This is a genomic window from Collinsella sp. AM23-17 (assembly GCF_003470945.1).
GTDB classification, from domain to species: domain Bacteria; phylum Actinomycetota; class Coriobacteriia; order Coriobacteriales; family Coriobacteriaceae; genus Collinsella; species Collinsella aerofaciens_O.
On the sequence record NZ_QRHU01000001.1, the window covers coordinates 543 to 13468 of the forward strand.

At 55.1% G+C, this 12926-nt stretch carries 12 protein-coding genes; all 12 read right to left on the reverse strand.

Translation table 11 applies throughout. From position 1 onward, the window contains the following. A partial coding sequence (gene rfbA / locus DW645_RS00010; RefSeq protein ID WP_233540669.1) for a glucose-1-phosphate thymidylyltransferase RfbA occupies positions 1-753 on the reverse strand: 753 nt, incomplete at its 3' end. Between the two features lie 341 nt (positions 754-1094). Further along, a complete protein-coding gene (locus tag DW645_RS10200) occupies positions 1095-1823 on the reverse strand; it encodes an acyltransferase family protein (protein WP_334203753.1) in 729 nt (242 codons plus the stop codon). 24 nt (positions 1824-1847) lie between these two features. After that, positions 1848-2048, reverse strand: coding sequence for a hypothetical protein (locus tag DW645_RS00020; RefSeq protein ID WP_055287323.1), 201 nt, complete (start codon positions 2046-2048; stop codon positions 1848-1850). After that, positions 2049-3266 carry a Coenzyme F420 hydrogenase/dehydrogenase, beta subunit C-terminal domain gene (locus DW645_RS00025; protein ID WP_118225747.1) on the reverse strand — a complete coding sequence of 406 codons (1218 nt, stop codon included), beginning with the start codon at positions 3264-3266 and terminating at the stop codon, positions 2049-2051. Positions 3267-3274: 8 nt separating this feature from the next. After that, positions 3275-4780 (reverse strand): lipopolysaccharide biosynthesis protein, encoded by a 1506-nt coding sequence (locus DW645_RS00030; protein ID WP_052044164.1) that lies wholly within the window; start codon positions 4778-4780, stop codon positions 3275-3277. Then, entirely contained in the window at positions 4773-5846 is a 1074-nt protein-coding gene (locus DW645_RS00035) for a polysaccharide pyruvyl transferase family protein (protein ID WP_117774364.1), read from the reverse strand. The genes DW645_RS00030 and DW645_RS00035 overlap by 8 nt, the downstream gene beginning before the upstream one ends. Before the next feature lie 2 nt (positions 5847-5848). Further along, the gene (locus DW645_RS00040) at positions 5849-7123 is read right to left on the reverse strand and encodes a hypothetical protein (RefSeq protein WP_117786263.1); all 1275 of its coding nucleotides are present in this window, start codon (positions 7121-7123) and stop codon (positions 5849-5851) included. A 94-nt stretch (positions 7124-7217) separates the two neighbouring features. Further along, complete coding sequence (locus DW645_RS00045) at positions 7218-8495, reverse strand: hypothetical protein (protein ID WP_118225749.1); 1278 nt, start codon at positions 8493-8495, stop codon at positions 7218-7220. 1 nt (position 8496) lies between these two features. Continuing rightward, positions 8497-9435, reverse strand: a complete 939-nt coding sequence (locus tag DW645_RS00050) for a glycosyltransferase (RefSeq protein WP_082421944.1) — start codon at positions 9433-9435, stop codon at positions 8497-8499. A 46-nt stretch (positions 9436-9481) separates the two neighbouring features. Next, entirely contained in the window at positions 9482-10570 is a 1089-nt protein-coding gene (locus tag DW645_RS00055; protein WP_118225750.1) for a Coenzyme F420 hydrogenase/dehydrogenase, beta subunit C-terminal domain, read from the reverse strand. 43 nt (positions 10571-10613) lie between these two features. Continuing rightward, positions 10614-11717: a polysaccharide pyruvyl transferase family protein gene (locus DW645_RS00060; RefSeq protein WP_158568631.1), complete on the reverse strand. Its 1104-nt coding sequence runs from the start codon at positions 11715-11717 to the stop codon at positions 10614-10616. Positions 11718-11789: 72 nt separating this feature from the next. Then, complete coding sequence (locus tag DW645_RS00065) at positions 11790-12926, reverse strand: radical SAM protein (protein ID WP_035138273.1); 1137 nt, start codon at positions 12924-12926, stop codon at positions 11790-11792.

Below are 12926 nucleotides of genomic sequence, written 5' to 3' on the forward strand. Positions count from 1 at the left end.
CGAGACCGGTAGGTCCTGGGAGTGCTCGACGGCGCGGACGAACTCCGCCGCCTCGTGGAGCGACTCCATGGTGCCGGTGTCCAGCCACGCGTAGCCGCGGCCGAGGGTGACCACGGACAGCGCCCCCTCCTCCAGGTACATCTGGTTGAGCGTGGTGATCTCCAGCTCGCCGCGTGCGGAGGGCTTCACCTCGGCGGCGCGGGAGGACACGTCGCCCGGGTAGAAGTACAGGCCGGTGACGGCGTAGGAGCTCTTGGGGCACTCGGGCTTCTCCTCGATGGAGACGGCCCTCCCCTCGCCGTCGAACTCCACGACGCCGAAGCGCTCGGGGTCGTCCACGTGGTAGCCGAAGACCGTGGCGCGGCCCGACTCGGCGTTCTGGACGGCGCGCGTCAGGTGGCGCGACAGGCCGTTGCCGTAGAAGATGTTGTCGCCCAGCACGAGCGCGCAGGGCTCGCCGCCGATGAACTCCTCGCCGATGGTGAAGGCCTGCGCCAGGCCGTCCGGCGAGGGCTGCTCGGCGTAGGAGAGGTTCACGCCGAAGCGCGAGCCGTCGCCCAGCAGGCGCTGGAAGTTGGGCAGGTCGGTCGGCGTGGAGATGACCAGGATGTCCTTGATGCCCGCCAGCATGAGCGTGGACAGCGGGTAGTAGATCATGGGCTTGTCGTAGACCGGCAGCAGCTGCTTGGAGGTCACGAGAGTGAGCGGGTACAGTCGCGTGCCGGACCCGCCCGCGAGGATGATGCCTTTCATTTAATCTGTCCTCTACAATCGAAATGCGCTTTAGATCGAGTGATAAATAAGACTTGGGTATCCTATTTTGCTAAACCCCCTCATTCTTAACGAAATAGGCAAGGTAATGACTGCGGAATATGGCTACCTGAATTGCCCCTTCCATTTTTCAATGCTCGACCAAGGGAGATTGATTCCGGTTATTTCAGGTTGGTTAATCCAATCAGCCATTTTGAGTAAAAAGTCATCTTCTCGTTCGAAAACAGGAAGTCCGGTATCTTCACCGATGATCGCGTGCCAAATGTTGGTAATGGACTCACTTTGCTTTAACGCTATGAAAAGCGCCAGTATCGAAAATCAATTTATAATCCCACAATGATGTGAATTCGTTCGGGCAAATAACGACCGCAAAGTGATACAAGCGAATAAGATCCGGCAAGAGTTAGCGCCCAAACAGCAAATGTCGAAACACCAAGTGGAATGACGAATAATCCAAGCAGTTTCCAAACGGCCTTGAGAACAAGTATATGGCAGAGGTAGATTCCAAAAGAGGCGTTCCCAAGGTCAACAAGCAAAGTAGAAGATAATCGCGACTTGAATGATCCCGGAACCGCCATAAGAAGCGCGATCACAGCTAAAGAGGTCGCGGCAGAACCGAGCTTAAGCTGAGTTGTGGCCATATTGAAATCGCCAGTCAAATACCACCAGAAGCCTGCGACCTCCTGAATTATTAAAAATATAAAGAGCACTGCAACAAGCTGAGTGGTTCGTCCTTCAATGAGCGCAGCCCAACGCCTCCAGTCGAGACCGAAAACATAAAAGATGAGCCACATGGGGCAGAAAACCTGTATTAGAGGCAATGCGATACCGGCAACGGCAGCGAGCTCCCTTAGAAGCAAGCAAGCCGGTGTCACACAATAGACAAAGAACCTATACCGTGAAAGGAGCCTGAACAGTACCGGAGTAAGCAGCACAAGCTGTGAATGGACCAATAGATAGTACATCTGAGCCGATACGGAGCCCACGGCGAACGCCAGAAACCCAGACGCCCATGAAGGGCGGGAAACGCCGCAAGATAGATAACGCTCCAGAACGCATAAGGTCCGGCAACCTTGCTAATGCGGCGTCGAAGACCCCCCCGCATTAAATTTGCGCTCGTCGGTAAGAACACCGGATAAAAACAAGAACAACGCAACAGAAAAGTTGAGGAATGGGCGAATGGCGACCGACGCGGCACATTGAGGAAGACAGTGGATAAGCACCACTGCGGAAATCGCAAGCCCACGAAGAGCTTGAAGGTAGCGATCCTTGGCCATCTAGGCTCTCCTTCCAACGAGTCTCTTTAGTCGTCGTTTAATACCACCAAGCTTGCCGCGGACACGCTGCCAGAGAGTGGGACGGAAATCCCACTTGTCCATGAGATCTGGGATGGAAAGCCCGGCAGACACGTCGTTCAAGAACTCGTCGCGCTTTGGATAAGGCGTGACAGAATGGACGAGGCTAGGGTTGCCCGCGATTACCCCATCAAGCGTCGCCGGACCGTTTGCAGTAAGCCCAGAAATAGCCTCGAATGCCCGCACGCCCTTCTCGGTATTGCATAGGACGGCAGATACGCCCTTGGAGTTGTCGACCTCGGGATGGGTATTCTGGAACCCCCAGAAATCACCGAGCGTGATATCGGCGCCGCTGGAGCGCTTTGCTGGACATGCCAGACAGGACGAACGAAGGCTCGCATTGGCCAGAAACGCTTTCATGTACCAGTCTTTGCCGAATATCTGGGACTCGGTGTCCCCGGTGTTGTCTTTCTCCGCTATGTGCTTGTACATAGCGGAGAAAGACAACCATCCGGTTGTCTTACTCCGCATATTGACGTCGCAGACGTCCGACCCGAAGGCCTCACCACGGTAGTCGACCCAGCGCGACCAGAGCTCTGGAGACGGAACACCGTGGCAGATGACGTCGACGCCGAGGAAGAGGTCAGAGTCGGCGAGTTTCCCCAGGTATGAGCGCATGCCAGCCACCTGGCATGCAGTACCGGCAAAGAGCGCCGGCCTGCCTTCACGCAGGGCAGCGCGGACGCCCTCGAAGACGCCGCGGCCAACCGCGCTCTGAACGTATTTCGAGCGCATAACGGCGCCGAGCGCCGGCCTGTCCTCCACGAGCACGTGACGAAGCTCGCGGCAACCGTCCGTCCACGCGGCGCCCGCCACAACACCGCCGCGCGAGAGAGCGTCACCGGCGAGTAGACCGAACACGCCGCCCGACGACGATCTATCGAGCAAGCCGACGTCATGAGCCTTCGCCCAGAGGGCGAACTCGCACCCGTCCTCCCCAGGGGCGTTGAGCGCCGGGCATACGGCGTCGCACGCCCCGCAGCCTACGCACCCGGAGGCGTCGACGGTGGGGTGTAGGAAGCCACAATCATCGGGTTCCATGGAGATGCATGACTTGGGGCAGCGGGCAGCGCACGCGCCGCAGCCGCAGCAACGGTCGCCAAGCGAGACGACCCTCGGGGATTTCTCGGAATCATTCATGATGGACCCTATCTAAGGAACGGGAGACGAGAGACGACCGCGATACGTTCGTCCTTCGTTAGGACGGCGAGCCAAAGGGCTATGGCGAAAAGCGCGCTGTAAACGGCGCCCCACTCGAGGAACGCGGGCCATCCGTTGACGGGCAGGACCGCCGTGCCAGCGAGGCAGGCGACGGTGACGGCAGCCCAGGCGAGCAGCACCGGCAGGTTCCGCTTCCAGAAAAAGAGCATGTCGAGACCGACCCGCTTCTGGTAGTACCAGTTCATCCACAGTCCGTTGCCGAGCACGATGCTGACGACATAGGCGATCGCGGGGGCCCACGGCCCCAGCGCCGGGGCGGCCGCGGCGGTGAAGGCAACGTTCCCGACCGCCATCGCAAGGTAGACGAGACTCCTGGCGTGGTGCATGTTCTTGGCCCTCTGGATCTCGATGCCGACGTTCTGACAGAGGGGCACCATGACGGGTAGCGTCATGGCGAGCACGAGCCAGTAGGCCTCGGCGAAGCCCGGGCCCGCCCACCTCGTCACGAAAAACTTCCCGAGAATAGCGAAACCTCCGTACACCCAGCAAAACAGTACCATCTGGTAGCGGCCCACGCGCGTCATAAGGCGAGTGAGCTCGGCGTTGTCGTCCGAGGTGGCGACGATGCGGTTGACCTTCGGAATGAAGACGTTCGACATCGTGGTGGAGAGCGAGTAGAAGACCTGGCGGATGTTCACGGCCACCGCGAACAGAGATACCGCAGTCGCGCCCGAGATGGCCCCCAGCATGATGTTGGGCACGCTCTGATTGACCATCTCGCAGACCTGGTTACCGAAGATCCAGGCACTGAAGGCGGCGATGCCGCGCATGACGCCCCAGTCGGCACCCCTGAGCTCGAAGCGCATGCCCAGCACGACGATGGCGTAGCGCGCGTTGAGGGCGAGCAGGACGAGGTTCACCGCGAGCTGTGCTAGGGCAACGCCCACGGGCCCCATACCGGCGGCCAGCAGGGCCCAGGCGCACAGCGGCGTCGCAAGCGTGGTGACGAGCTGCCTGGTCTGCTGGTAGACGAAGCGCTCGTGCGCCGTGATGTAGGAATTGAACACGACGGTGAACAACGTCGAGGCGACGTTGAGCGTCATGATGGCGAGCAGCTCCCGGGCGAGCGAGACCTGCGCCTCGGTGAACCCGGCCGAGAACACCGCGCCGGCGTTTGCGGAGAAGCCCATGCCGAGGGCGACCGCCGCGGCTGTGACGGCGACGTAAAGCGTGAGGTACATGCCGTTCAGGTGCCGGATGTCGCGCTCGCCGCCGTGCGCCACCGTCTGCGTGTAGAAGCGCACGTAGGCCTCGGAGAAGCCGAAGGACAGGAGCGTCAGCGAGAAGACAAAGGAGTTCGAGCTCTGGAAGACGCCGTAGTCCGCCTGCCCCACGTAGGACAGTAGCATCGGCGTGTAGACGAGGTTGACGAGGTTCTTTGCGAGGATGTTGGCGTAGCCGAGGAGGGCGCCCGCCTTACGCTGGCTAGCCACGGGCGGCCTCCGAGGGAATGCTCAATCCACATCTATCGAGGAATTCAACAACGATCTTCCTCTGAGCTGCCAACCTGTCATACGCCTTTGAATAGTCACTCTCGAGCAGTTCCGAATTACATACGGAAAGAATTGACCGCTCAACGAAAGAAACACCCAGCTCGCTGGCTAGCGTGTCGAATCGGCTGCTCATGTCTGGACCAGTGGACTCACGAGGGCAATAAATCAGCGGCTTCCCGAACAAGATCGAGAAAATTGATCCGTGATATGAATCTGTCGCTACAAGCTTTGCGTGACGGACGGCATAGAGGAACTCTGAAGGCCCGAGGGCGTAGTAGCGCGCATCCCCTAGTAAATCGACCCTCTTGCAGCTAAGTGAATCACAGATTTCGGCAACCCTCTCTTCGTAAGCTGCACTCCCGAGGAAGTACGTCAATACATAATCATTTGGAAGCCCGCAGTGCGGCTCTTTTTCATACCTTTCCCACCAGGAGCCGTCAAACATCAGTGTTGGGTCAATCAACACCTCGGCCTTTAAGCCGTACAGACTGTTTATAAGCTCGGCGCTCTTCTGCTCACGAACGGACAGCCTATCAAACCCGTCGAAATAGCCGTGGAACAGCTCACGCTTCTCCTCGGGAATCGTCGGAGCTGCCAAGCTTGGCGAAAAAGCAATGCGCTTTTCTCTTGGCGAAAACGTGAGAAACATAGTGGAGTTAGCGTCAGGGGAATACGGAGACCAAACTTGGTCGCTCCCAGCAACGAAAAAGTCATAGGATTTAATGTCACGTGGAGGGTTGGAATCAGATATAACCTCCCGGCTAAAGGAAATGTTACGGGAATTGAAATCCTCAAACGAACGATGCCTCTGGATGTGGGCAACGGCAAGCCCCTTTGGAATGAGCGAAGCCAAAGACTTGAGCTTGTATTTGGCAGATCTCGAGTCCTTCTGTCTGAACGTAAGGACATCTGCACCCGAGAGTTTGAGAGTTTCTTGGACAGCAAGGTTCTGGAGCCTCTGCCCATAGTTGTCCCCATGCGTAAATGTGGAAATGCCTATTTTCATGTTCAAACCTGTTCTTCGTCTCTATCAATAATCAAATAGTCTGCAGCCGAGGAATTCCACGACCAAGCCAGCGCTCCACAGAGCAGCAGTAGGCACAAGCAGCAGTTCACCCTTGTAAAGCACTGCGTATACAGAAAGGTAATAAGAATTGTTAGCAAAAGGAGCAAACGAACAATCCGGCCATTAGATCCTTTTTCCTGCTCCATAAACTCACTAACCACGGAGTGGAAAAACGCTACATACGCTGCCGTCTCCCAAACCCCCATGAGAATCAAGAAAGACCCCATATCCGCTTGACCAAAGTGGTTAAACGACATGAACCCGGACGCGTAGAAGCTTGAGGCTCCAAGACCCTCTCCGAGACTCCATGTAGCCGGTCTCAAGAGAGCGAAGCCGATGATAGCAATCCTCTCGTTACTGCCGTCGGCAGCAGTACCGACGGAAGCTGAACTGCCAACCATATCGAACAGACCAAACACTTGCGTATCCACGAGGATCTGGAACGCAGGCACCAAGGCGTATGCAATTGTCAGGATAAAATACAAGGCGACAAGCCAAAAGAAGGGACCCGAAACATCCGCTTCTCCTCTCATGACTGAAATAAGCCAGAACATCACTAAAACGAGAGGAAGGATTATGAAGAGCGCCTTATTATCGTTGAGTGTCGCAAGATAGAAGGACAGGACGATAAGGCAGACGTTGTAAGCGATGGCAAGGGATGGCCAGAGAGGACCCCGAAGCCTCCTAATCCAGACGAAGTTGTAGAGCACGACGAATGAAGTGTAAAGGGCCACCGCATGGACGGACGCATAAGAGAACAGGCCGGAGATATTGTCCTCGAAGTAACTGATGTCGTTCGTTGTCGCAGCGATCATCCCATGGGTAGAGTACTGGATAAACATGATCGCCATATTGAGAAGCAATATGGCGTTGAAGACCGGAAAACCTGCATCAAAGAGTCCAAGAAGAAAATCCCTCTTGTTAGTGACCAAAAGAAAGAAGTAAAGCGTATAGACAAACGGGTAGAGGAGCAGCAAAATATTCGCCCTAAACGTTTCCATATTGCCACCCAAGAGGGCACCAGACAGCCACCCTGCAACGGTAATCAGCCCAAGTAGTAGCGCTCTACCGCTATATTTCCATCCGGAGAAGAGCGCCCTCACGCAAATCATGCCGGTAATTACCCAGTTGAGGTATCGCCCCAGACCATAGTACTCAAGGAAGAAAACCTGCGCCAAGATACCTATAACGATCGTCGCATCCGCCAGGTCACCCATGCAAACGGTTAGAACGCCTTGCTTATTAGGGAGATACCAACGACCTCTTCGACCAGCCCGCTCCTCCGCTTTATTTATAACGAGCCTCGCATGCCTATGATCTTGCATTGAGTACCTCCAGCAGCACACGTTCAATCAGCCTCGTGTGCATGTGAACTCCCGTGTTGAGACCTACCGAGGAGCATGGAAGCAGGTCTACGATCTCATCTGAATCGACAAGATCGAGCGGACCAGGCTTTCCGCTCCTGAAACGATTGACCTCCCTGATAAGCCGGCTCTTATCCCTAAACAGCCCGATTAGCTCCTCCTCGTTATTCAGCACCAAACCGGACCCATGCTCAACGACAAAGTCGGCGACATTGCCTGCACATGCACTCGAAATCGTATAAGCGTTTGCGGAGTAAGATTCCATACAGGTGTAGCTATAGGTCTCTGGCCAAGATGGCCACATGACAACGATGGCAATCTCGCACTCCCTGAGAGAGTCGGTCATGGCATTTGGGTGCTTCTCATCAAATTCGACAAACCGCTTGTTCATCCCTGGATACATATCGTTCGAGCTGTTGAAGACGAAGAACTCGTACTCTTGTTCATCGACCGCAGATACGAGGCGAAGCCAGGTCTCCCAGCCCTTTGTCTTCCTCGGCATCCCCAGAAAGGCAACCCTGATGCGCTCCCCTGCGTTCAGAGGACGTCTGTTGCCCAGATACTCTCCAAGCAGCTTTTGGTGCGGTATTACATCAACAAGGCCCTCGTATTGGGGCCTGAATGAGAGAAACCGATTCTTCGTATAGGTCGAAGGTGCAACAAAACGGAGATTTTTGATGGAGTCAAACAGCCCTTGGATCTTCGACTCCACACGAAGGCTGTTACTGAAGTGGGGGCATTTCTCGCAGGGAGCGTCGCCGAGCCTTGAGCTGTCACAAAAGCCGCTCCTATTTTGGAGGTTATAGCTTGTACAACACAGGTAATAGTCGTGGAGAAAGGCCCTGACCGGTGTTTTGCCTGTAACTTTTAGCAGTTCGGAGACTTTCTCAAGGCTCACGTACAGAAGGTGGTGGATATGAAGCTCAAGAAGGCTGAAGCCGCTTTTTTGCCAGCTGCAAAGGGCCTCGCACACCTGGGCAATACTGAAAACACCAGCCTCCACCCCGTCGACCGTAACCCCGAATTCGCAAAATAGCATCTGGTCGTCCCTGAACAGGGTCTTCTTAACCGAGTGGAGATAGACGTAACTTATGCCGTGCGACGCCATGGCCTGCTGACTCGCCATAATAGCCTTTGGGGTGCCGGTCTTGTCCTTGAGATAGTCGCAAAAGGCAAGCGCTAGGACGTACCCACTATTGTGCGGTTTGGGGATGCTTTTACTCATATCATCGCTTCCCAAACAAGAGGAGAGATCTATTGAAAAGGCCCTCTTGTAGACTGCCGAAATTCAGCCTCGAAGAGAAAGAAACCCTGCACCTAGCCATGAAAGAAGCGTCCATTTTCGATACCAACTCTCCAAGAGCACGCTCTGGAGGAAGAATGCAGTCGGAATAAGTTGAAAGAAGTCCAGTAACTTGCTTTGCAAGAGTAATCTCTCGCGGATGACAAAAACTATTGATTTTCTCAATCACTTTAGATGGTAAATCAGTACTCACACCGACCACATTACGACCATGCTGGCGATATCCCATATGAGGAGAAGCATCGAAAACAATCCGATAACCCAGCAGCACGCATAGATTAGCTATCAGCTTATCATGCATGATGACGGGATGGGGCAGCTCATGCAAGCAAACAACTTCCCAAATACGCCTATCAAATACTTGCGTACATCCCATAGGTGACCCAATGCAAAGCTGGTTGAGAGGGTCGTTATCTCGATAAGATATGCACCTTTGTTGCCCATAGGTTAACCGGCCCATCTCATTACCAGCTGAATCTACAAGTCTTGAATTGCAATGATAAAGAGCCAAATTCTCCTGCTTCTTAAGCTGTTTAATCGCAGTTATCAGTTTATCGCTATCCCAAATATCATCTTGGTCGGAAAACGCATAGTAATCAGCTTCGGGAGCATTCCGCAACAACGTCAAAAACCCTAAAGCAGGTCCTAGGTTTTCTCCTGTTAACAAAGTCAGACTGCCCTCATCTGCATAGCGCTGCAGAAGATCACGAGTACCATCAGATGACCCGTCATCACGGACAAAAAGACGTACGTCAACTTCAGCCTGCGAGAGAATGCTGTCAATTTGTTCTGAAATAAATGGGATGCCGTTGTATGACGCCATTAATACGACGCACTTTGGCACCTTGGAATTACTCAACATTTGGATTACCTTATCATTAATGCCTAAAGCAAACGCTCTCGATGTGTTAACCCCTGAGCAAACCCAGTGCAAGCAGTATATCCTTGACCAAGTACTTGGCGCAGTCTTTTGGCCTCGCCCTGAGAACGAGTCGGTTAACCCGTACCCCGTTACGAAAGCCGTCCATAAAGGTATTTCTTTCTATAGGCTTCGTCGAAGGAAGTTGAAGCTGTTCGTTGTTGGCCACAGCTAGACCAGGATCAACCGGCAAAAGCTCAAGGTCCGTCATTTCTAACAGTTCTCGACCCTTGTCTGTCTGCACAAGTGCGAGGGATATCCCGTTCGCGACCTCATCAGAAAGCTCGCTACCCCATGAATCGCCAAGCGTAATATCGGAGACACGATCACCCTTGGCGTAGCGGCAGGAGTAGCAGCCTTCCGTATACGGTAAACCCGAAAGGAAAGCAATCGAGTAGCGATCGCGGACACCCGTCCTACCCACAGTTTCAGCTCCGCGATAGCGGAGCTGATACTGGACTTTCTTTCGAAAGTCCAGTATCAGCTCATTAGACAGGTTGTTACCTGTCTCTTCCAAGAATCGGCTCAGGACCTTGGGGGACGGTGAACCATGACAGATAAGGTCGATGGTGTAAAGGGAATCGGCTAAACGGCTTCCAACGAAGTTACGCATCGCAGCAACCTGACAAGGAAGACCGATAAAGAGAACCCTTTGACCACCTTGCAGGGCCTCCCTAACCTCGCGGTACGCACCAAGCGGATTGCTTTTGACGTATTTGGAGCCTTGGGCCCTCCTCAAGTAATCCGCATCAGAAGTGAGGTGGAACCGGAACTCACCGCCCTCCTGTGCACATGAACACACTAATCCATTTGACGCCACAAACGCCTCCGAGATGGCCGTAGCCAGACCCCCGGACGAAGATGACATTCTGAGCGATGTATCTTTCGCCCACCCCTGTAGCCACTCGAGAGGACGCAACGAAGATGGGGATACCATCTGGGGACACGTTTTCTCGCACAGTCCACATCCCACGCACCTTGTAGGATCAATACGGGCGTTATACGCCTCAATCGTATCCTCAATGGCAATCGCTCCATGTCGGCATGAATCGACGCAGGCCATACAGCCAGCGCACATATCCTTCTTGCATACCGTCCTAGTGCCAACGTTTGACAATGCCCTACTCCTCAATCATGCTCTTGAGCTGCGCTAGGGACTTCTCCCTCTCCGCACCCATCACATCGTTGACCCGACCAAAGTCAATCTGCTTGGATGCTAACTCGACATCATCTAGATTCTGAAGCACTCTGTCCGTGAGGTCCGTGAGTCGCAGAATACTCACGTTCCTGCTCGAGGTTCCGTTCTTGGGCAGCACTTCTACCAGCGGCGTATTGAGATTTATGGCAAAAGCCGTACCGTGGAACGAGTCCGTGACTAGGCATGCTGCGTTGTCGACATACGAGAGAAACTCAGCAAGCGTCGGCAGCCACTTGAACTTGCCCTCGCGTGAGGCCTGGTGCAGGCTTGCGGAGATCCGTATCAGGGGCAAGCCAAGCTTTTTGGCAACCTTCACGGCGTACTGCCCCACCGTCGGGTCGCTGTGAATCTGGTAGACGAGGACGTATTCGCCCTTCGGAGCAGGTGCCGCCATCCTTCTCCACGCCTCGCCATCAAGCAGCAGCGTGGGATCGACAACCTGTCCGGCCTCTATGCCCCACGAGGCAAGCTGCTCGCGCGCGGCATCCTCGCGTACGAACACGGCCTCATATGCTCGAAGGTCCTCGAGAAACCTGGGGCGCACGCTATCCGGGATATTCTTCTTACCAAAGCTTGCCGCATATGAGATGCGCCTTGCGCCCTCGGGAGCAAACTCAAGCGCGTATGACAGGTCGTATGCGCCCGAGCTGATGGGACCCCACACCTGATCGCTTCCAGTCATATAGACATCGGCCTTGGGCGGATTAGCCTTCAGCTCCTCCAGAGATGCATAGTGAGGGCTCATCTTAAGCAGCTGGGAACGCTCACGCGCAAACCGCTTGCCCGCCACCCTTGTCTCAGGCTCCATCAGAAGTCTGTAGACAGACTTCTTCAACGGGTTCCCGTTCCAGGACGGCTTTGTCGAAAGAAGCGTCCTCACCTGCTGGGATACGTCCTCACAAGCAGGTACATAGTCCATAATCTCGAACTCATGCCCCAAGCTCTCTACCGCTCGTTGTGTCGCATATGCCTGGAGCAGGGAGCCATAATTAGAGATTGCGTGCCTGGTTATGCAGGATACTTTCACGTGTTTCCTCCGATTGATATCGAGCAACCGCTATTTCTGAATTTTTGCATTCGATTTTTCCACCCGGCTGCACTACAGCGCCTCCTCAGTCTCGTACACGTGCGCGTCGGCTCGGCTTGCGTCGGAAAGGCCGTCGTTGATCGCGGCGTGCATGTCGCAGGTGGAAAGAGCGTCCAGCTCCTCCTTCGTCACCTTGCCCGACTCGTAGTCGCGCACGATGGGGAGCTCGTGCATGTCGAACTTCTTGCCGGGCTTGAGCTTGTGCGCCAGCACCCACGACGCGGGTTTCCAGATGTACTTGTGCATGGCAGGAGACACGGAGCCGATCATCCAGCAGTTGCGGTCGCAGTGGCGCACGCAGCCGCGCACTTTCTCGGCCTGGGCGCTCTCCCACAGCTCATCCCAAGACTCGTCGTTAAGGTTGCCCATAACGAGCTTCTCCTTGGTGCCGTTGCAGGGCATGACGTCGCCGTAGGGGTCGATGAAGAACGTGTCGAACGCCATATCGCACGGGAGCAGGCGCTTCTGCCCATAGATGTAGTTGATGAGGCCCATGTTGAAGTACGCGCGGAACCACTTCTTGGGCTCGTTGGACTTGAGGAGCTCGTTTACCAGGTCCTCGAAGTTCTGGGCCACCATGGGACGGTCCTTGATGATGTTCTTCGCCTCGACAAAGTAGAAGCTGTTGTGCAGGCTGGCGGTGGCGAACTCCATGCCGAGCTCGTCGGAAAGCTTGTACAGCGGCACCAAGTCCGCAGCGTTGCGATCCTGCACCGTCATGCCAAAGCCCACGTCCGGGTGCTTCATTTCCACGAGCTTCTTGAGCGTCTCGTAGCCGCGGTTGAAGCCGTTCTGGAGACCGCGGATCTCATCGTTGGTCTGCTGCAGACCCTCGATGGAGATGCGGATTCCCACCTGGGGGAATTCCTCGGCAAGGGCGATGATGCGGTCGGTGAAGAAGCCGTTGGTGGAGATGACGATGCGGTCGGACTTCTTGTACAGCTCGCGCACGATATCCGCAAGGTCGGTCCTGATGAAGGGCTCGCCACCGGTGATGTTGGTGAAGTACATGCGCGGGAGCTTCTTGATCACGTCGAGGGAGAGCTCCTCCTCCGGACGGCTGGGAGCCTTGTAGCGGTTGCACATGGTGCAGCGCGCGTTGCAGCGGTACGTTACGATTACGGTTCCGTTGAGTTTCTTCTCGGCCAT